At 72.9% G+C, this 19,353-nt stretch carries 15 protein-coding genes; 11 read left to right on the top strand and 4 right to left on the bottom strand.

What is annotated here, in order from left to right; translation table 11 throughout:
* Positions 1 to 235 precede the first annotated feature (235 nt).
* Entirely contained in the window at positions 236 to 2,143 is a 1,908-nt protein-coding gene (locus TU31_RS19455; RefSeq protein ID WP_245698604.1) for an AfsR/SARP family transcriptional regulator, read from the top strand.
* Between the two features lie 25 nt (positions 2,144 to 2,168).
* On the opposite strand, the gene TU31_RS19460 is transcribed toward TU31_RS19455, so the two are convergent.
* Positions 2,169 to 2,975, bottom strand: coding sequence for a MerR family transcriptional regulator (locus TU31_RS19460; RefSeq protein WP_245698605.1), 807 nt, complete (start codon positions 2,973 to 2,975; stop codon positions 2,169 to 2,171).
* A 219-nt stretch (positions 2,976 to 3,194) separates the two neighbouring features.
* Between TU31_RS19460 and TU31_RS19465 the strand changes: the two genes are divergently transcribed.
* From TU31_RS19465 to TU31_RS19480, 4 genes are all read left to right on the top strand, one after another.
* The gene (locus tag TU31_RS19465; RefSeq protein ID WP_042156268.1) at positions 3,195 to 4,718 is read left to right on the top strand and encodes a flavin-containing monooxygenase; all 1,524 of its coding nucleotides are present in this window, start codon (positions 3,195 to 3,197) and stop codon (positions 4,716 to 4,718) included.
* The gene (locus TU31_RS19470) at positions 4,715 to 5,692 is read left to right on the top strand and encodes an alpha/beta fold hydrolase (protein WP_042156270.1); all 978 of its coding nucleotides are present in this window, start codon (positions 4,715 to 4,717) and stop codon (positions 5,690 to 5,692) included. Before TU31_RS19465 ends, TU31_RS19470 begins: the two co-directional genes overlap by 4 nt.
* Complete coding sequence (locus TU31_RS19475) at positions 5,689 to 6,570, top strand: SDR family oxidoreductase (protein ID WP_042156272.1); 882 nt, start codon at positions 5,689 to 5,691, stop codon at positions 6,568 to 6,570. The genes TU31_RS19470 and TU31_RS19475 overlap by 4 nt, the downstream gene beginning before the upstream one ends.
* Before the next feature lie 127 nt (positions 6,571 to 6,697).
* On the top strand, positions 6,698 to 6,955 hold the full coding sequence (locus tag TU31_RS19480; protein WP_042156274.1) for a hypothetical protein: 258 nt from the start codon (positions 6,698 to 6,700) through the stop codon (positions 6,953 to 6,955).
* An 87-nt stretch (positions 6,956 to 7,042) separates the two neighbouring features.
* Here the strand turns inward: TU31_RS19480 and TU31_RS19485 are convergent, their stop codons facing one another.
* Both TU31_RS19485 and TU31_RS19490 read right to left on the bottom strand, forming a co-directional pair.
* Positions 7,043 to 7,672 (bottom strand): hypothetical protein, encoded by a 630-nt coding sequence (locus TU31_RS19485; RefSeq protein ID WP_042156276.1) that lies wholly within the window; start codon positions 7,670 to 7,672, stop codon positions 7,043 to 7,045.
* Between the two features lie 230 nt (positions 7,673 to 7,902).
* Positions 7,903 to 8,520, bottom strand: coding sequence for a L,D-transpeptidase (locus TU31_RS19490; protein WP_042156278.1), 618 nt, complete (start codon positions 8,518 to 8,520; stop codon positions 7,903 to 7,905).
* Between the two features lie 238 nt (positions 8,521 to 8,758).
* Between TU31_RS19490 and TU31_RS19495 the strand changes: the two genes are divergently transcribed.
* On the top strand, positions 8,759 to 9,742 hold the full coding sequence (locus tag TU31_RS19495) for an RICIN domain-containing protein (RefSeq protein ID WP_042156674.1): 984 nt from the start codon (positions 8,759 to 8,761) through the stop codon (positions 9,740 to 9,742).
* A gap of 22 nt (positions 9,743 to 9,764) precedes the next feature.
* Here TU31_RS19495 and TU31_RS19500 read toward each other — a convergent pair whose 3' ends face one another.
* Complete coding sequence (locus TU31_RS19500) at positions 9,765 to 13,100, bottom strand: S41 family peptidase (protein ID WP_042156675.1); 3,336 nt, start codon at positions 13,098 to 13,100, stop codon at positions 9,765 to 9,767.
* Positions 13,101 to 13,417: 317 nt separating this feature from the next.
* On the opposite strand from TU31_RS19500, the gene TU31_RS19505 reads away from it, so the two are divergent.
* The 5 genes from TU31_RS19505 to TU31_RS19525 all read left to right on the top strand — a co-directional run bounded on the left by TU31_RS19505 (position 13,418) and on the right by TU31_RS19525 (position 19,297).
* A complete protein-coding gene (locus TU31_RS19505) occupies positions 13,418 to 14,551 on the top strand; it encodes an energy-coupling factor ABC transporter permease (protein ID WP_042156280.1) in 1,134 nt (377 codons plus the stop codon).
* Between the two features lies 1 nt (position 14,552).
* Complete coding sequence (gene cbiQ / locus TU31_RS19510; RefSeq protein WP_042156282.1) at positions 14,553 to 15,314, top strand: cobalt ECF transporter T component CbiQ; 762 nt, start codon at positions 14,553 to 14,555, stop codon at positions 15,312 to 15,314.
* A complete protein-coding gene (locus tag TU31_RS19515; RefSeq protein WP_042156284.1) occupies positions 15,302 to 16,072 on the top strand; it encodes an energy-coupling factor ABC transporter ATP-binding protein in 771 nt (256 codons plus the stop codon). Before cbiQ ends, TU31_RS19515 begins: the two co-directional genes overlap by 13 nt.
* 123 nt (positions 16,073 to 16,195) lie before the next feature.
* Positions 16,196 to 17,413 (top strand): serine hydrolase domain-containing protein, encoded by a 1,218-nt coding sequence (locus TU31_RS19520; protein ID WP_107070719.1) that lies wholly within the window; start codon positions 16,196 to 16,198, stop codon positions 17,411 to 17,413.
* Positions 17,414 to 17,809: 396 nt separating this feature from the next.
* Positions 17,810 to 19,297 carry an alpha/beta hydrolase gene (locus TU31_RS19525; protein WP_245698606.1) on the top strand — a complete coding sequence of 496 codons (1,488 nt, stop codon included), beginning with the start codon at positions 17,810 to 17,812 and terminating at the stop codon, positions 19,295 to 19,297.
* The last annotated feature ends 56 nt before the right edge of the window (positions 19,298 to 19,353 follow it).

Raw genomic sequence — 19,353 nt, forward strand, 5'->3', positions numbered from 1 at the left:
TTTTCATTGACATTCCGTCAATTCGCTGACGGTGTCCACATAGTGAGAGCGGTCGAGGCAAACGGAACCCTAGGTTCCCATCCGCGGTCTTTCTGGAAAAAGAGGCGATTTGCCGTGCCTGCATCGGCGGCGTGAAATCGAGGTCACAATGGTTCAGTTGCGGCTACTAGGGCCGGTTGAAATCGAAGTGAACAATGGGCGACTGCTGAGCCTCGGAACGGGCCGCCTGCGTACCGTGGCCGCGATTCTGATCAGCGAGGTCAATCAGGTGATCACGGTCGGCAGAATGATCGACCTGGCCTGGGACGCGGACCCGCCGGCCAGGGCGAGAGGTGTGGTCCACAACCATGTGCACCGTTTGCGGCGGCTGTTGGTCGGACAGGCCGAGATCGCCACCCGCGGCCAGGGGTATGTGCTGCTCGCCGATCCGTGTGCGGTGGACGTCAACCGGTTCCGGTATCTGGTGTCGGGGGCCCGCGAGGCCGAGCCGCGGACCGCCGTCGCGAAGCTGCGCCAGGCTCTCGGGCTGTGGCGGGGCGAGGCGCTGGCGGATGTGCCCGGCGAACGGGTGCGGCGGGCACTGGGTGCCGGGCTGACCCAGGCGAGGGTGGCGGCGCTCCAGGAGCTCGGCGCCAAGCTGCTGTTGCTCGGCCGGTACGGGGAGCTGGTCACGGAGCTGATGGCCTGGCTCGCGGAGCATCCGCTGCACGAGGAGCTGACCGCGCTGCTGATGCACGCGCTTCAGGCGAGCGGCAGACAGGCCGAGGCCCTCGACCACTATCACCGCACCCGACGCCATCTGAAGGACCAGTTGGGCATCGATCCCGGCCCGGCCCTCCGTGAGACCTATCTGGCGGTGCTGGACGGGAACCCCGCGAGCGCCCCGCCGTACGCCGGTCGTACGCCGGCCGGTCCCGGTCCCGGTTCCGGCCCCGGTTCCGGTTCCGGCCCGCGTCCGGGCTCCGGCCCCGGCCCCGGCCCGGGTCACGGCTCCCGTCCGCGCTCCGGCCCCGGCCCGGGGCCCGGCCCCGCCGCCCCGTACGGCTCCGGCTTCCCGTCGTCACCGCCCCCGGCCGTGGCCCAACTTCCGCCCCGTATAGCCGACTTCTGCGGCCGGGTGCGGGAGATTGTCGCGCTGGACCAGCAGCTGGACCGGCTGCCGCGGCCGGACTGTGTGGTGCTCACGGGCGCCGGAGGGACCGGCAAGACCACGCTGGCGGTGCACTGGGCGCACTCCCACAAGGACGAGTTCCCCGACGGGCAGCTCTTCGCCGACCTGCGGGGCTTGGAGCGTCCCCCGATGCGGCCGGCCACCGTACTGGCCATGTTCCTGCGGGCGTTGGGGGTGCCGGAGGCAAGGATCCCCGAAACCCTGGCGGAGCGCTCGGCGCTGTACCGCTCGCTGCTGGCCGGCCGGCGGATGCTCGTCGTGCTGGACAACGCCGGCACGGCCGAGCAGGCGCGCCCGCTGCTGCCCGCGACACCGGGCTGTCTGGCGGTGGTGACCAGCCGGCGGCGGCTGAGCGGGCTGGTGGTCCGCGACGGGGCGGCCCTGCTCACGGTCGGGCCGTTCGCCACGGAGGACGCCCTGGAGCTGCTGGACAACGTGCTGGGCCGGTTCCGTGTCGCGGCGGACCGGGACGCCGCGAGGGCGCTCGTCGAGCGGTGCGACAGACTGCCGCTGGCGCTGCGGATCGCCGCGGCCCGGCTGATGGCGCACCCGGACTGGTCGCTGGGGCACTGGACGGCGAAGCTGGCCGATGAGCGGCGCCGGCTCCAGGAGCTGTCCGCGCACGACGCCGACCTGGCGGTGGAGACCAGCCTCTATCTCAGCTATCGCGCGCTGTCGAGCGGGGCCGCCCGGCTGTTCCGCCTCCTCGGGCTGCACCCCGGCCCGGACGTGGACGCGCCCACCGCCGCGGCACTGGCCGGCCGCGATCTGGACCGCACCCACCGCCACCTCGCCGAACTGGGTGACGCGCACCTGGTCGAGGAGCAGCCGCAGGGGTCCTACGTACGGACCGATCTGGTGCGCATCTATGCCGAGCAGCTCGTCGCGGTCGAGGAGACACCGACCGAGCGGGACCTGGCCCGGCAGCGGCTGCGCGACCACACGGCGCGCTACGGGCCGGGGCGGTACTGAGCCGCGGCCGCCCGGCGGCCCGCGGTCACTGCTCCTGGCGCCCCTCCTCGCGCCGCCACTGCGCCAGCTCGGCCCGGACCCGGCGGTCCATGGCCATGGAGAGCTCGGCCTCGACCACGCCCTTGGTGAGCGGGCGGAGCTTTTCGATGGTCTCGCCGATGTGGTCGACCTCCTGGGGGCCGACGTCCTCGCACGCCGCGATGCGGCTGAGGACGTCGGAGAGGAGGTGGGTGCGGATGAGGCCGGTGAAGACATCGGCGAGGGCGTCGGCGTGGGCGCGCACCTGGCGGCCGGCTTCCAGCACGGCGGCCAACGGGATGCCCTGGTGGACGAGTTCGGTGGAGGCGTCCAGGAGGCGGCGGCTGATGTGGACGAACTCGTCGCCGTCGACGGCGAGATAGCCGAGGTCCAGGGACGTGCTGAGGTTCTCGGCGGTGATGTCCTCGCTGAAGTGGTCGGCGAGTTCCTCGGGGGTGAGGCGGACCGGGGTCTCCTCGGACCAGGCCGGGACCAGGGGGTTCTCCAGGCCGAGGAGTTCGCCCACATCGCGGCCGTTGTCGAAGGCCGAGAGGAGCTCGGCGATGCCGCCGAGGGTGTGGCCGCGCTCCAGGAGGGCGCCGATGGTGCGCAGCCGGGCGAGATGGTGCTCGTTGTACCAGGCGATCCGGCCCTCGCGGCGCGGCGGCGGGATGAGCTTGCGCTCGCGGTAGAAGCGCAGCGTACGGACCGTGATGCCGGCTTCCTCGGCCAGGTCGGCCATGCGCAATTCGCGCGCGGCGGGGTGGCCCGCGGGCTCCGTCCGCTCGTCCTGGGGGTTCTCGTTCGCTGCCACGGACTCAGCCTATGCCGGGGGTGCGACGCGGGTCCGGCGTACGAGCGGCGTGCGACCGGCGGTAACTTCCTGCCGCCCGCCCCCTACCGCTCGGTACGTGGCTGCCCTACGCTCCCATTGCGCCAGTGATTGCTGGCGCAGTTGGGCGGGCGGCTGTGACGCCGAAGGTCATGGCACCGAAGATGGCAGGGAAGAACGTCGAACTCGGGAGGCGGCGGGATGGCCGAGCGCGAGCGCGGGCATGTGCGGGTTGCGGTGATCGGATCGGGCTTCGGTGGTCTGGGGGCGGCGGTCCGGCTGCGGCGCCAGGGGATCACCGACTTCGTGGTCCTGGAGCGGGCCGGTGCGGTGGGCGGCACCTGGCGGGACAACAGCTATCCGGGATGTGCGTGCGATGTGCCCTCGCACCTGTACTCCTTCTCCTTCGCGCCCAACCCGGAGTGGCCGCGCAACTTCTCCGGGCAGCCGCATATCCGCGCGTACCTGGAGCGGGTCACCGACACCTTCGGGCTGCGGCCGCACCTCCGCTTCAACTCGGAGGTGCGCGCCCTGCGGTGGAACGGGGACGCGCTGCACTGGGAGCTGGAGACGGCGAGCGGGCCGCTGACCGCCGATGTGGTGGTGTCGGCGACCGGGCCGCTGTCGGACCCCAAGGTGCCCGATATTCCCGGGCTGGACACCTTCCCCGGCAAGGTCTCGCACTCCGCCCGCTGGGACCACGACTACGACCTGCGCGGCAAGCGTGTCGCCATGATCGGTACGGGCGCCTCGGCGATCCAGATCGTGCCCGCCATCCAGCCGGACGTGGAGCGCCTCACGCTCTTCCAGCGCACCCCGCCCTGGGTGCTGCCGCGCGCCGACCGCAAGATCAGCGCGGCCGAGAAATGGCTGCACACCAAGGTCCCGGCCACCCGGGCCGCGCGCCGCGGGCTGCTGTGGGGCCTCCGGGAAATGCAGGTCAGCGCCTTCACCAAGCGCCCCAATGAGCTGGGCCTGATCGAGTTCCTGGCCCGGAACCATATGAAGAAGGCCGTCAAGGACCCGGCGCTGCGGGCCGCGCTGACCCCCGACTACCGCATCGGCTGCAAGCGCATCCTGCTCTCCAACACCTACTACCCGGCCCTGGCGCAGCCGAATGTGGACCTGGTCGCCGCGGGGCTGACGGAGGTCCGCGGCAGCACCCTCGTCGGGTCCGACGGGAGCGAGGCGGAGGCCGATGCGATCGTCTTCGGCACCGGGTTCCATGTGACCGATATGCCGATCGCGCAGCGCGTCACGGGTGCCCACGGCACGACGCTGGCCGAGGAGTGGAAGGACGGCATGGAGGCGCTGCGCGGTGCCAGCGCGGCCGGCTTCCCCAACTTCCTCACCATCATCGGGCCCAACACCGGCCTCGGGAACAGCTCGATGATCTTGATGATCGAGGCGCAGCTGAACTACCTGGCCGACTTCATGCGCCAGCTGGACGTCCTCGGCGGGAAGATCGCACTCGACGCCCGGCCGTCCGCCGTCCGGGACTGGAACCGCAAGGTCCAGCAGCGGATGACCCGCACGGTGTGGAACACCGGCGGCTGCGACAGCTGGTATCTGGACGCCAACGGTCGCAACACCACCGTCTGGCCGGGCACCACCGGGGAGTTCAAGAAGGTCACCCGGCAGGTCGACCTCGCGGAGTACGAGGTGCTGCGGCCCCCGAAGGCCGCGGGCAAGAGCACCGGCGAGCGTGCGGAGGTGGCCGCATGAGCCGCCGGCCCGCCCACGTCACCAGCGGTCCGTACGCCCCGCCGGTGCCGCGCACGACCCGGACCGTCACCTCGGCCGACGGCGCCCGGCTGTACGCCGAGATCCACGGCCCCGAGTCCGCCCCCGCCGTCGTCCTCGCGCACGGCTGGACCTGCTCGACCGCCTTCTGGGCCCCGGTCGTCCGCGAGCTGGCCACCGACCACAAGGTCGTCGTCTACGACCAGCGCGGCCACGGCCGCAGCCCCGCCGTCGGCCCGGCGGGCCACAGCACCCATGCCCTCGCCGACGACCTGGTCGCCGTACTGGAGGCGACCCTGGAGACGGGCGAACGCGCCGTGCTGGGCGGCCACTCCATGGGCGGCATGACGATCATGGCTGCCGCCGAGCGGCCCCAGCTGCGCGAGCGCGCCGCGGCCGCGCTGCTGTGCAGCACCGGCAGCGCCGATCTGCCCGCCGAATCACGGGTATTCCCGCTGCGCAGCCCGCGGGGCCGCCGGCGCGCGCACCGGCTGATGCTGCGCTCACGGGCCCCGCTCGGCCCCGTATCGCCGCTCACCCGGAGCGCCCTGAAGTACGCCACGATGGGGCCGGGCGCCACCGCCGAGCAGATCGAGGCCTGTGCCCGCATCGTGCACGGCTGCCCGACGGCGGTACGGGCCCGCTGGGGCACGGTGCTCGACGGCCTCGAACTGACCGGTGGCGCCGCCCGGCTGGAGCTGCCGACCGCGGTCCTCACGGGCACCGCCGACCGGCTCACCCCGCCGGTGCAGGCCCGTCGGCTGGCCTCCGTCCTGCCCGACTTCCGCGGGCTGACCGAGCTGCCGGGCCTGGGGCACATGACGCCGATCGAAGACCCCGGCGCGGTCTCCGGACGGCTGCGCGCACTCGTACAGGACCATCTGCGCGGCACCGGCACCGCCGCGACCACCGAAGTCCCCGATGGCACCCGGCAGAAGAAGGAGAAGACGGTATGAGCGCGAGCAGGAGTCTGGCCGGGCAGGTCGTGGTGGTGACGGGTGCGGCGCGCGGGGTCGGTGCGCTGCTGGCCCGCAAGCTGTCGGCGCGCGGGGCGACGCTGGCACTGGTGGGGCTGGAGCCGGACGAGCTGCGCGGGGTGGCGGCCGGGCTGCACGGCCCGGCGCACCACTGGCACGCCGATGTCACCGATCACGAAACGATGGCCCGGGTCGCGGGCGAGGTCAAGGACCGCTTCGGCAAGGTCGATGTGGTCGTCGCCAACGCCGGGGTGGCGAGCGGCGGCCCGTTCGCCGGCTCCGACCCGGTCGCCTGGAAGCGGGTCATCGAGGTCAACCTCATCGGGGGCGCGGTCACCGGCCGGGCCTTCCTGCCCCTCCTCACGGCGTCCCGCGGCTACTTCCTCCAGATCGCCTCGCTGGCCGCGATCACCCCGGCGCCGATGATGACCGCGTACTGCGCGTCCAAGTCGGGTGTCGAGGCCTTCGCGCATAGCCTGCGCGCCGAGGTCGGCCACCGGGGCGTACGGGTCGGCGTCGGCTATCTGAGCTGGACGGACACCGACATGGTGCGGGGCGCCGACCAGGACGACCTCATGCGCGAGCTGCGCTCCCGGCTGCCCTGGCCGTCGAACAAGACCTATCCGCTGGGCCCCGCCGTCGACCGGATCGTCGCGGGCATCGAGCGCCGCTCGGCGCATGTCTACGGGCAGTGGTGGCTGCGCGGGATGCAGTCGGTCCGGGGATATCTGCCCGCGCTCATCGGGACGGTGGGCCAGCGGGAGATGCGGCGCTTCGGGGACCGGCTGGAGGGGCTGCGGGTCGGTCTGCTGGGTGCCGGCGGCGTGGCCGACGAGAAGGCACGGGCGGACCGGTGAGCCGCCGCCGATGAGCGGCGATCCTCACGGACCGTAGTCAATCGTGATCGAAATGCGAGCAATGTCCGGGCGTGTCACGCTGAATCGGGGCCAAAACCCCCCTTACACCCCACTAGGAGTGAACAGCATGGGCATCAAGGACCAGTTCCAGGACAAGGCCAACGAGCTCAAGGACCAGGCGCACAAGGCCATGGGCGACGCTCGCGAGCAGGGTCACGAGCGCGGTCAGCGCCAGGACCAGGAGCGTGGCGGTCAGCGCCCGGAGCGCGAGAGCGACCGGCGTCAGGGTGGCCAGGACCGTGGCCAGCAGCCCCGTGACCGCCAGCAGGGCCGCCGCCCGGCCCAGGACGCGATGGACGCCGCCGAGGGCCGCTTCCAGAGCTGACGTGGCACGTCCTGAACACCACGCGCGGCGACGTACGCGCCATGCGTGAGGGGCGCACCCGGTCGACCGGGTGCGCCCCACCGCATGTCAGCTGACGACCTTGAGCTTCGTCGGCCAGCCGGCCTGCCCGGCCTTGGTGAAGAGGTTGTTGATGTCCGCCGGCTTCAGCTTGATGCAGCCCAGTGAGCGGTAGTCATCGGGGCCGTCCCAGCGGTAGGGGCTGTCCTTACCGGGCTGACGGGACGCCTGGCTGCCCTCGGGCCACATCTCGCTGTGCACGAACAGCTCGGCGCGCTTGGTCCGGCCGTTCTCGCAGACCTTGTCCTCGACGTGTATCACCTTGCCGTTGACCCCGAAGTCCCCGCCGTTGTAGTGAGCGTCGTGGGCCAGCACCCGGTAGCTGCCGTTGGGCAGCCAGCCCTGCGAACCGGCGCACTCGTCCGTGCCGTTGCGGCCGCCGTCGCCGGAGCCCGCGCGGTACGTGGCGAGCACCTCGTCCTTGGCATCCGGAACGCTCTTCATCAGGGAGAGCCGCGAGTTGCCCGGGTCGCTCTGGTTCTTGTTGAAGTAGAGGTAGGTACCGTCGGCCGCGGCCGCTGCGGTGGTCTGCCCGGACGCCGGCTGGGCGGCAAGCGCGGGGGCGGCTGCGGTGGCGGCCAGGCCGCCGGCCAGAGCCAGCACGGCGGCCGGCAGCACGATCCGGTGACGGATTCCCATGGGTGTATCTCCGTTGCGGTGGGGGTGTTGCCGGGGCTCGTGCGGATGCCCCGGCCCGGGAACGCTATGACCCCCATGTGATGAGCACGTAACCGGAAGGTGATCAGCTGTCTCGGACCGGAACCCGGCTGTCCGTGCAGGTCAGTTGGGTCCCGGTCCGGTCATGCGGCGTTGGTCAGGTGGCGGCGGTCAGGCGGCGTCGGTCAGCGCCGGCCGGCCGCCGGAACCGGTCAGCTGACGACCTTGAGCCGCTTCGGCCAGCCGTAGTGCGCGGCCCTGGAGAAGAGGTTCTTGATGTGGGCCGGGGTGAGCTTGATGCAGCCCAGCGAGTAGTAGTCCCGGACGCCGTCCCAGCGGTAGGGGTTGTCCCGGCCGGGCTGCCGGGCGCCCTGGGTGCCGTTGACGTTCATCTCGCTGTGTACGAACAGCTCGGTCCGCTTGGTCCGGCCGTTCTTGCACACCTTGTCCTGGACGTGGATCGCATAGCCGTTGATGCCCCGGGCCCCGCCGTTGTGGCGCTCGGTGTGTGCCAGTACCCGGTAGCTGCCGTTGGGCAGCCAGCCCTGCATGCTCGCGCACTCGTTCCTGGCGTTGCGCCCGCCGTTGCCGGAGCCCGCGCGGTACTTGGCCAGCACCTTGTCCTTGGCGTTCGGAATGCTCTTCATCAGGTAGAGCCGCGAGTTGCTCGGGTTGCTCTGGTTCTTGTTGAAGTAGAGGTACGTTCCGCCCGCTGCGGACTGCCCGGACGCCGGGTGGGCGGCGAGCGCGGGGGCCGCCTCGGCGGCGGCGAGGCCGCCGGTGAGCGCCAGTGCGGCGGCGAGCGGAATGAACCGGTGACGGATTCCCATCGGAGTATCTCCCGTTGTGTGGTGAGCCGTTGGTGTGTGGGGCGATGCCGGCCGGGCAGGACACGACGTTGCTGGGGCCGCGGCTGTCCGGCAAGGGGAATCCGGGGGCCCGGACACCCCGGCGATGTCCGGGCAGTTCGGACGGGGGGCGGCGGCTTGTCCGGAGGGGTGTCGGACGCTGTGCGGAGTGACGGGGACGGTGTTGTGGCCGTGGCCCGGCGGCGGTTCAATGGCCCGCATGAAGAGCACGGGGGGCTTAGGCGGCTTGGATCCGGCGGCGGCCGAGGACGCGGTCGCACTCGTCGGGCTGATGCAACAGCTCAAGGAACAGTCAGGATTGACCTACCGTCAGCTCGAACAGCGGGCGGCGGAACGGGGCGAGGTGCTGGCCCGCAGCACCCTGGCCGATGTCCTGGGCCGGCGCACCCTGCCGCGGGCCGAACTCCTCGCCGTGTTCCTCCGGGCCTGCGGCTGCGCGGACGGTGAGGTCGATACCTGGCTCGCGGCGCGGCAGGGCATCGAGGAGCGGGCGGCGGCCCGCGCCCAGGAGCCGCCGGATGCCGGGGAGGCACCGGAGGCGGACGAGTCACCCGGCGGCGCCACCGTGCCGGGCACCCCGCGCCCCGGCCCGTACCGCCGGCGCCGGGTGCTGCTGAGCGGCGCCGCCGCCCTGGTGGCGCTGCTGCTCGCCGCCGGCATACCGCTGCTGACCGGGGACGGCACCGCCCCGCCCCAGGCCGTGGCGCGGTCGCCGCTGCCCACGGGTGAGGTCCGGATCCGTCCGCTGCGGGATCCGGACCTGTGTCTGACGGACGGCCGGGTGCTGCGGGCGCGTCAGTACCGCACGGTCGCCGTGCAGCGGCCCTGTGCGCAGGCCGTGCCGCCGCAGACGCATCTCACCGCAGCCGGCGCCGGGCGCCACCGCATCCAGTGGACCCACCCCGACCGGGGCAAGGGCTGTCTGGTCCTGCTGAGCGAGCCCGCACTGGCGGGGCTGCTGGAGCCGTGGGACGACTGCACGGCGGGCGGGCCCGCGCAGCTGTTCCGGGTCGAGCCGGCCGGTGGGCGGGCGGCGGCCGGCGGGGCGGCGTACCGGCTGCGGCTGAGCGGTGACGACGCCGGCCGGTGCGTCACCGTCGGCGGCGGAGGGCCCGGCGCCACCGCCCTCGCCCGGCCCTGCACAGGGGCGGACGACCAGAAATTCCTGATCGGCCCACGGTGAGGCGGCCCGGGGCCCGCCGGTGTCAGGCGCCGACCGCCTCGGCCGCGCCTCCGCTCCGCGGCGGCAACGGCGGCCGCCGCAGGTCCGGCACGTCCGACAGATCCGGAGGCATCGCCGCCGGATGCCGCTCCAGCAGCTCCAGCGCCGTACGGATCGCGACGCCCAGCTGGGGATGCCGGCCCTCGGCCCAGTGCAGCGGGGAGCGCAGCGCCTCGATGTCGACCTCGACGCCGTGGTTCTCCACGCCCCAGCCGTAGAGCCGGAACCACGCGGCGTTCATCGGGACGGTGATCGCGGTGCCGTCGGCGAGCCGGTGGCGGCCGGTCATCCCGACCACCCCGCCCCAGGTGCGCATGCCGACCACCGGGCCGAGGCCCTGGAGCTTGAAGGCCGCCGTGATCATGTCGCCGTCGGAGGAGGTCATTTCGTCGGCGACCGCCACGACCGGGCCGCGCGGCGCGTTGCTGGTGTACGAGACGGGCTCGGCGTCCCGGGTCAGGTCCCAGCCCATGATGGTGCGGGTCAGCTTCTCGATCACCAGCTCGGAGATGTTGCCGCCCGCGTTGCCCCGGACGTCCACGATCAGTGCGGGCCGGGAGACCTCCATCCGCAGATCGCGGTTGAACTGTGCCCAGCCGGAGCCGCCCATGTCGGGGATGTGCAGATAGCCGCACCGGCCGCTGCTCAACTCCCGTACCACCGCCCGGCGTTTGGCCACCCAGTCCTGGTAGCGCAGCGGCCGTTCGTCGATCAGCGGGACCACCGCGACCCGGCGGGCCGGACCGTCGCCGTCCGGCGGGGAGAAGGTGAGCTCGACGGTGGTGCCGCCGGCCGCGGCCAGCAGCGGATAGGGGCCGGTCACCGGGTCCACCGGACGGCCGTCGACATGGGTGAGCGCGGTGCCCTCGCGGATGCCCGTACCGGCCAGCGGGGAACGGGCCTTGGAGTCCGAGGACTCACCGGGCAGGATCCGGGTGACCACCCAACGGCCGTCCCGGCGCACCAGGTTGGCGCCGAGCAGACCCATGGCGCGCTGGTAGTGCGGCGGCCCCTCGTTGCGCCGGGCGCCGGTGACATAGGCGTGCGAGGTCCCCAGTTCGCCCATCACCTCGCGCAGCAGATCGGCGAACTCGTCGGGGGAGGCGACCCGGTCGAGCAGCGGACGGTACTGCGCCAGCACCGCGTCCCAGTCGATGCCGCACATCCGCGGCTCCCAGAAGTACGCCCGGGTGATCCGGCCCGCCTCCTCGAACGCCTGGTGCCACTCCGCCACCGGATCGACGTCGTGCAGGATGCGCCGCAGGTCCAGGAAGACCGTGGTGTCGCTGTCCGGCTGCTCGGTCGCCGGCACCGCGCGCAGCTCGCCCTCGTCGTTGACGACCAGCCGGGAGCCGTCGCCGCTGAGCGCGAACCCGTCCAGGGAGCTGGTGAGTTCGGTGCGCCGGGCCTTGGTCAGATCGAAGTGTTCGAGGGTGGGACGGCCCGAGGTCTCGGCCGGGTTGGCGAAGGTCTCGCCCAGCGCACCCGAGATCGGCCAGCGCAGCCAGACCAGCCCGCCGCCGCTGACCGGCTCCAGGGAGGAGTACTTGGACGCCGCCACCGGGAACGGCGTGACCCGGTTCTCCAGCCCCTCCACCTCGACCAGCAGCGGCCCCTCACCGGCCGGCGGAATCTCGTCCGGGTCCAGGCCGCCCGCGGCCGGCCGGCCCTCCGGGGACAGTGCGAAGGGGGACGGGGTCGCCGACGACAGCGGGACGAGATGGGGGCGGCAGCCCAGCGGGAACGACAGATCGCCGGTGTGCACGTCGTAGACCGGGTCGAAGCCGCGCCAGGAAAGGAACGCCAGATAGCGGCCGTCGCGGGTGAACACCGGCTGCTCGTCCTCGAACCGGCCGTTGGTGACATCCACGATGTGCCGGTCGGCCAGCCGGGCCATCTTGATCTGCCGCAGCGAGCGGCCGATGCCGGGGTGCGACCAGGTCAGCCAGCGGGAGTCGGGGGAGAACGCCAGATCGCGGACCGGGCCGTTGACGGAGCGGATCAGCTCGGTGACCCCGCCGGAGGCGGTCTCCTCCTCGCCCGCCCCTTCCTCGGGCCGGGCCACGTCCACCAGCAGCAGCCGGCCGTCGTTCGCGGCCACCGCCAGCCGTTCCCCGTCCGGGGCGGCGGTCATCTCCTGGACCCGGCCCAGCTCACCGGCGGCCAGCCGGCGCGGCTCGCCCGGCGCGCTGGCCCGCGGCAGGTTGGTGATCTCGATCGCGTCCTCGCCCTCGGCGTCGGTGACATAGGCGATCCGCCCGCTGTCGCCCAGCATTTCGGGGAGCCGGACCCGTACGCCCGGGACGTCATGGATGGTCCGGGCCGGGCCGTCGCGGTGGGTGAGCCAGTACAGGCTGCCGCGGACGCCGACCGCGCTGGCCCGCCCGGTCGCGTCCACCGCGAGCGCGGTGACATGCGCGGCGGCCGGGACCTGGTAGCTGCGCCGGCCGGCCCGCGGACCGCCCAGGCGCACCGCCAGCTTGCGCGGTACCGCGTCCGGGCCGAGGTCGTCGACCAGCCAGAGGTCACCGGCGCACTGGTAGACGATCCGCTCGCCGTCGGTCGAGGCGTGCCGGGCGTAGAAGTCGGCGTGGTCGGTGTGGCGGCGCAGATCGGTGCCGTCGGGCAGACAGGAGTAGACGTTGGCGATGCCCTCGTGGTCGGAGAGGAACGCGACCCGGCCGCCGACGAACATCACCGAGTCGAGATGCCCGTACAGATCCGGCAGCAGCCGGGTGCCGTGCAGCCACATCCTGCCCATCGCACCGCCGCGGTAGCGCTTCCAGGAGGCGGGCTCGTGCGGTGGTTTGCCGCTCAGCAGCAGGGTGCGGTGCTCCCCGTCGATGTCGGCGACCGCGATGTCGGAGACCGGCCCCCAGGGCAGCTGACCGCCGGGGCTGCCGTCGGTGGGGAGGCTGTAGGCCCACGAGTAGTACGAGAACGGCTGGCCGTGCGAGGAGACCGCGAGGATGTGGGACTGGCCCTCGTGGTCGGGGGGCGTCCAGCCGCAGACCCGGGCGTCGGTGCTGCCCCAGTACGTCAGCCGGCGAGCCGGGCCGCCCTCGACCGCCGCGACATGGACCTCGGGGTCGAGGCTGCGCCAGGTGGTGAAGGCGATCTGCTGCCCGTCGGGGGAGAAGCGGGGGTGGCCGACGCGGGTGCGGTCCACGGTCAGCCGCCAGGCGCGGCCGGGTTCCGCGCCGTCCGGGGCGAGCGGGGCGATCCACAGGTCGTCCTCGGCGGCGAAGCAGAGCAGCTCGCCGTGCAGATGCGGAAAGCGCAGATATGAGCCGCCGGGCGGGTCCGGCCGGGCCGGCATGCGGCGCAGCCGCCCGCGAGGCTTGGCGGGGTGTGGCTCCGGGCGCGGCCCGACGGCCTCGGGTGCATCGCTCACGCACCCATCGTTTCGGGACGAGCAAGCGGCGGCAACTCGGTCGGGTGAACATCGGCCCTCGGTATGCGGCCGACCGGCCCGGCTTCCGCCCGTTCGTACGTATGTGCCAGCGGGGGAGGGTGCCCAGATGAGACCCCCCTTCGAGGGCGCCGAGGCGGTTCCGCATCATGGGCGCTCTTGCAACATATTTGCAGGAGGCCCCACCATTGGTGGGTTGCAGCGCCTGGAGCGGAGAAGCCGAGATGCACGTACCCGATGGATTCATCAACGCGCCGGTATCGGCGGCGACCGGAGTGGTCGCCGCCGTCGCGGTGGCGGTCAGCCTGCGCGGTGCCCGGCGTGAGCTGGCGGGTGCGGGGCCGGTCGGCGCTGCCGCCGCCGAGCGTACGGCGCCGCTGGCCGGACTGGTCGCGGCGTTCATCTTCGCCGTACAGATGCTGAACTTCCCGGTCGCCGCGGGCACCAGCGGACATCTGCTGGGCGGTGCGCTCGCGGCGATACTCGTCGGCCCGTACACCGGTGTGCTGTGCGTCTCGGTGGTGCTGCTGATGCAGGGCGTGCTGTTCGCCGACGGCGGGCTGACCGCGCTGGGCGTCAACATCACCGATATGGCGATCGTGACGACCGTGGTCGCCTACGGCCTGTTCCGGGGCCTGGTGAAGGTGCTGCCGCGGCGCCGCCGCTCGGTCACCGTGGCCTCCTTCGTCGCCGCGCTGCTCTCGGTGCCCGCCGCCGCGGTCGCCTTCACCGCCCTCTACGCGCTCGGCGGGACCGCGGACGTGCCGATCGGCAAGGTCTTCACCGCCATGGTGGGCGTGCATCTGCTGATCGGCATCGGCGAGGCGGCGATCACCGCCCTGACCGTAGGCGCCGTGATCGCGGTGCGCCCCGACCTGGTCTACGGCGCGCGCGGCCTGACCAAGCCGCTGGAGCTGCGGACCTCGCCGCTCGCCGGGCCGGCCGACGGGGCCGCCCCGGCTGCCGAGCCGTCCCCCGTGCCCGCTTCCCCCGTCCCGGCCCCCGCACGCCGCTCCGTCCGCCGTGTCTGGCTGGCCGGCCTCGCCGCCGCCCTGGTGTGCGCGGGCGGCGTCAGCTACTACGCCTCCGCCGACCCCGACGGCCTGGAGAAGGTCGCCCACGACCACGGCATCGACCGCAAGGCCGAGGACCACGCCGCCAAGGACTCCCCGCTCGCCGACTACAGCGTCAAGGACATCACCGACCCGCGGCTGTCCGGCGGCCTCGCCGGAGTCATCGGCGTCGGCGCGACGCTGGCCGTGGGCACCGGCGTGTTCGTCGTGCTGCGCCGCCGCCGGAGCGCCGCCACCGCCGAGCGGTCCGACGCGGGTGCCGGGCGCCCGTCGGAGAGCGTCTGAGATGGGCGCGGGACACGCGCACAAGCTCTACCGGCACGGGCATTCGCCGGTCCACGCGCTGCCGGCGCACTGCAAGATCGCGGCGGTCTTCGGCTTCGTCCTCGTCGTCGTCTCCACCCCGCGGGAGGCCGTCTGGGCGTTCGGGCTGTACGCACTGCTGATCGCGGCCGCCGCCGGGGCCGCCCGGGTCCCGGCCGGGTTTCTGCTCAAGCGGCTGCTGATCGAGGTGCCGTTCGTCGCCTTCGCGGTGCTGATGCCGTTCGTCGCCGAGGGGCCGCGGGTCGCCGTCCTCGGAATGAGCCTGAGCGAGTCCGGACTGTGGGGCGCCTGGAACATCCTGGCCAAGGGCACGCTCGGCGTCGCCGCCTCCGTGCTGCTCGCGTCCACCACCGAGCTGCGGGAACTGCTGCTGGGCCTGCAGCGGCTCCGGATGCCGCCGCTGCTCGTCCAGATCGCGTCCTTCATGATCCGCTACGGCGATGTGATCACCGACGAGATGCGGCGGATGCGGATCGCCCGGCTCTCCCGCGGCTTCGAGGCGCGGGGCGTCCGCCACTGGGGCGTGCTCGCCAAATCCGCCGGGGCGCTGTTCATCCGCTCCTACGAGCGCGGGGAGCGGGTCCACCTCGCGATGGTCAGCCGCGGCTACACCGGCACCATGCCCGTGGTCGACGCCGGCGCCGCCACCCGCACACAATGGACCCGCGCGGCCGCCCTCCCGCTGGCCGCGCTCGCCGTCTGCCTCCTGGGATGGACCCTTTGAGCACCACCACGCCCCCCTCCCTCGCCGTCTCCGGGCTCGCCTACGCCTACCCCGACGGCCATCAGGCGCTCTTCGGCGTCGACCTGACCGTCGGCCGTGGCGAGCGGGTCGCCCTGCTCGGGCCCAACGGCGCCGGCAAGACCACCCTCGTCCTGCACCTCAACGGCATCCTCGAAGCGGGCGCCGGCAGCGTCGCGGTCGCCGGGCTGCCCGTCGCCAGGGAACATCTCGCCGAGATCCGCCGCCGCGTCGGCATCGTCTTCCAGGACCCCGACGACCAGCTGTTCATGCCCACCGTCCGGGAGGACGTCGCCTTCGGGCCGGCCTCCGCCGGGCTGCGCGGCGCCGAACTGGACGCACGGGTCACCGAGGCGCTCACCCGGGTCGGTATGGCGGAGTTCGCCGACCGGCCGCCGCACCATCTCTCGTTCGGCCAGCGCCGCCGGGTGGCGGTGGCGACCGTCCTGGCCATGCGCCCCGAGATCCTGGTCCTCGACGAGCCGTCCTCCAACCTCGACCCCGCCTCCCGCCGGGAACTCGCCGACATCCTGCGGTCATTGGACGTCACCGTCCTGATGGTCACCCACGACCTGCCGTACGCGCTGGAGCTCTGCCCGCGGTCCGTCGTGCTCTCCGGCGGGGTGCTCGTCGCCGACGGCACCACCCAGGAGCTGCTGTGCGACGCGGAACTGATGCGCACCCACCGGCTGGAGCTGCCCTTCGGTTTCGACCCGCGGTCGGTCGACGTCCCGCTGTGACCCACCGCTGAGACTCTCCCGGCCCGGCCGCGCTGTTCACATGTGACGAACGCCACGGGCCGCGGTCCTGGTCATGAGCACTGATCCGCGCGTTGCACCATGGATGGGTCACGAAAGCGACGGATGAGTGGGAAGCGGGAGTCAGTGGTGGACGTCCAGGGCACGGTCGAGGACGGCTTCGAGCCGGTCCGGGACGCCTTCATGGCCAACTTCGCGCGGCGCGGTGAGCGGGGCGCGGCGGTGGCCGTCTACCGGCACGGGCGCAAGGTCGTGGACCTGTGGGGCGGCACCAGGGACGGAGACGCCGGCAAGCACGCGGCGGACGCGGCGCCCTGGGAGGCCGGCACCGCCCAGGTGATCCGTTCCGCGACCAAGGGCATCGCCGCCGTCGTCCCGCTGCTGCTCCACCAGCGCGGACAGCTCGACCTCGATGCGCCGGTCGGCACGTACTGGCCCGAGTTCAAGGCCGCCGGCAAGGAACGCGTACTCGTCCGCCATCTGCTCTCGCACCGCGCCGGGCTGCCCGTCCTGGACACCCCGCTCACCCCGGACCAGGCCATCGACGGCGTCAGCGGCCCCGCCGCGCTCGCCGCCCAGGCGCCCGCCTGGGAGCCCGGCACGGACCACGGCTACCACGCGCAGACCTACAGCTGGCTGCTCGGCGAGCTGGTGCTGCGGGCGACAGGCCGCACCATCGGCAGCTGGATCGCCGACGAGATAGCCGGGCCGCTCGGCCTCGACCTGTGGGTCGGCCTGCCCGAGGCGGAGCAGTCCCGCGTCGGGCGGCTCGCCGCCGTCGAGCCCCCGGCCCCGCCCGCCGCGTCCGGGCTCCGGGTCCGCCCGAAGCAATCCGTCGCCGACGCGTACGCCGATCCGGACTCGCTCACCAGCCGCGCCTTCGCCGCGATCTCGCCGGCCCCCGACGAGAACGCGCCCGCGTACCGGGCCGCCGAGCTGCCCGCCTCCGCCGGCGTCGCCACCGCCCGTTCGCTGGCCCGCTGTTACGCCGCGCTCATCGGCCCCGTCGACGGCCGCTCCCGGCTCTTCGCGCCCGCGACCCTCACCCTCGCCCGGACCGAGGAGTCCGCGGGCCTCGACCGCACCCTCCTGGTCCATACGCGGTTCGGCCTGGGCTTCATGCTCCACGGGCCGGCCTCGCCGCTCCTCGCGCCCGGTTCGTTCGGCCACCCGGGGCGCGGTGGCGCGCTCGCCTGCGCCGATCCCGAGAGCGGGCTGGCGTTCGGCTATGTCACCAACGGGATGCAGCGGGGGGTTACGGCGGATCCGCGTGCCCAGGCGCTGCTGCGGGCCGTTGCTGCGGTTTCCCACGTTGCCGGGTGATCCGCCGTTCTTCTTCTGTGAGTTGGTGCCCGCCTTCGGCGGGAGCCGGGGGAGATTGTGGGCTGACCCGTCTTCTCGTGGGTGGGGGGTGCCGGGTTCGGGGCCTCGGGGGTGGTGTTGTGGACTGCTTCGCTTTACGTCCTCAACACCACCCCCGAGGCCCCGAACCCTCCCGTTTGTGGGCGGGCCGGCCCGGTGGGGGTGGGGAGGGGAAGGTGGGGGTTCCCGTGGGGAGTTGGCTGCGGGGGGTTGTTACGTCGCCATCATCCGGTCATGGAAGGGCCATGATGCGGGGGCGGTTCAGTGTGCGGCATGAACGCTTCAGATTCCTTTTCGCGGCCCGGGGACGGGCCGGTCGAGAGCTTGGACGGTCGGGCGCGCTGGTCGCGTCGGAGGGTGGGCCGCACGGCTTCGGTGGGCGTGGTGGTGCTTGCCGGGTCGTTGCTGGTGCCGTGGAGTGCGGGGGCGAGTCCGGAGCCGGCGGCGGGGGCGGGGCCCGTAGGGACGGTCAAGTGGGCCGCCTGCCCCAAGGCCGAGCCGCCCTACCCCGACCCGAGCAAGCGGACCCGGTGCGGGACCGTGGAGGTTCCGGTCGACTGGGCGAAGCCCGACGGGCCGACGATGAAGATCGCGGTGGCCCGGCAGAAGGCCACCGATCCCGAGAAGCGCCTCGGCGTGCTGCTCTCGAACCCGGGCGGCCCCGGCTCCAGCGGTCTGGACGACGCCTACTACGCCGACAGCCCGGACGAGGGCTATGACAAGAGCATCCGGAGCCGCTTCGACATCATCGGCTTCGACCCCCGCGGTATCGGCCGCAGCGGAGAGCTCCGGTGCGACGAGAAGCTCGCCGGGAAGATCCCCACCCGCCCGAAGAACGCCGCCGAATTCGAGCGGATGCGCACCCTCAACAAGCAGCTCGCCGACAGCTGCCGGGCGGGCAGCGGGCCGGTCGCCGACCACATGGACAGCGTCAGCGTCGCGCGTGACATGGACGCGATCCGCGCCGCCCTCGGGGAGAAGAAGATCAGCTTCCTGGGGCACTCCTACGGCACGCTCATCGGCCGCCAATACGCCCGCCTCTTCCCGCAGAAAGTCCGGGCGCTGGCCCTCGACAGCGCGATGGACCCGTCCCGGCCGGACGCCGGGCGCTTCCTCACGGACGGTTCCGCCGCCGCCGAGGGCGGGGTGCAGCAGCTCGCGGACTGGTGCGCGAAGAACACGTCCTGTGCGCTGAAGGGCAAGGACGTGAAGGCCGTCGTCCGGGGGCTCTTCGCGCGTGCCGACGCGGGCACGCTGTCCGAACCGGGGCGGCACGGCCCCACGCGGAAGAAGGTCACCGCCGACCAGCTGTCCGGCTTCCTCACCGAGTACCTGCGGAAGTGGAACCCGCAGACCGCCGCCGAGCAGCTGAGTGCCCTGAACAGCGGCAAGGGCAAGGTCTACTGGACCGACAGCACTCCGGACCTCGCCTGGCGCACCGTGATGTGCCGGGACTACGACTTCCGCCTCCGTGACTGGGACCACTACCGCGAGCTGCGGCAGCAGGCCCGGTCGGCCGCTCCGCACGCCCGCTACAACGCCCAGGCCCTGGACATGATCCTCGGCTGCCAGGGATGGCCGGCCGCGCCCGAGCCGGAGCCGGCCCGGGGCAAGGGCACCCTCCCGCCCGTCCTGGTGGTGAACGCCAAGCACGACCTGGCGACCCCGCTGCCGGGGGCGCGGCGCATGGCGCAGGAATTCCCGAAGGGGCGGCTCGCCGTCCTCGACGCGGTGGGCCACTGGCTCTACCGCCAGTGCGAATCGCCGCTCCCGGCACGGGCGGTCGACACCTATCTCCGTACGCTGAAGACACCGCCCGACGGCACGGTCTACCCGCGTCGTTGACGGGGCCCGGGGCGGTGGCATCTGCTGGTGCCGGGCGCGGTGTTCCCGCGCCCGGC

Source organism: Streptomyces lydicamycinicus (assembly GCF_000829715.2).
Lineage (GTDB): Bacteria > Actinomycetota > Actinomycetes > Streptomycetales > Streptomycetaceae > Streptomyces > Streptomyces lydicamycinicus.

Excerpts from the sequence above, each read along its gene's own strand:
- TU31_RS19475 (WP_042156272.1), top strand. The coding sequence starts at position 5,689 with ATGAGCGCGAGCAGGAGTCTGGCCGGGCAGGTCGTGGTGGTGACGGGT.
- TU31_RS19520 (WP_107070719.1), top strand. The coding sequence starts at position 16,196 with ATGAGTGGGAAGCGGGAGTCAGTGGTGGACGTCCAGGGCACGGTCGAG.
- TU31_RS19470 (WP_042156270.1), top strand. The coding sequence starts at position 4,715 with ATGAGCCGCCGGCCCGCCCACGTCACCAGCGGTCCGTACGCCCCGCCG.
- cbiQ (WP_042156282.1), top strand. The coding sequence starts at position 14,553 with ATGGGCGCGGGACACGCGCACAAGCTCTACCGGCACGGGCATTCGCCG.
- TU31_RS19490 (WP_042156278.1), bottom strand. The coding sequence starts at position 8,520 with ATGGGAATCCGTCACCGGTTCATTCCGCTCGCCGCCGCACTGGCGCTC.
- TU31_RS19495 (WP_042156674.1), top strand. The coding sequence starts at position 8,759 with ATGAAGAGCACGGGGGGCTTAGGCGGCTTGGATCCGGCGGCGGCCGAG.
- TU31_RS19505 (WP_042156280.1), top strand. The coding sequence starts at position 13,418 with ATGCACGTACCCGATGGATTCATCAACGCGCCGGTATCGGCGGCGACC.
- TU31_RS19485 (WP_042156276.1), bottom strand. The coding sequence starts at position 7,672 with ATGGGAATCCGTCACCGGATCGTGCTGCCGGCCGCCGTGCTGGCTCTG.
- TU31_RS19515 (WP_042156284.1), top strand. The coding sequence starts at position 15,302 with ATGGACCCTTTGAGCACCACCACGCCCCCCTCCCTCGCCGTCTCCGGG.
- TU31_RS19465 (WP_042156268.1), top strand. The coding sequence starts at position 3,195 with ATGGCCGAGCGCGAGCGCGGGCATGTGCGGGTTGCGGTGATCGGATCG.
- TU31_RS19480 (WP_042156274.1), top strand. The coding sequence starts at position 6,698 with ATGGGCATCAAGGACCAGTTCCAGGACAAGGCCAACGAGCTCAAGGAC.
- TU31_RS19500 (WP_042156675.1), bottom strand. The coding sequence starts at position 13,100 with ATGCCGGCCCGGCCGGACCCGCCCGGCGGCTCATATCTGCGCTTTCCG.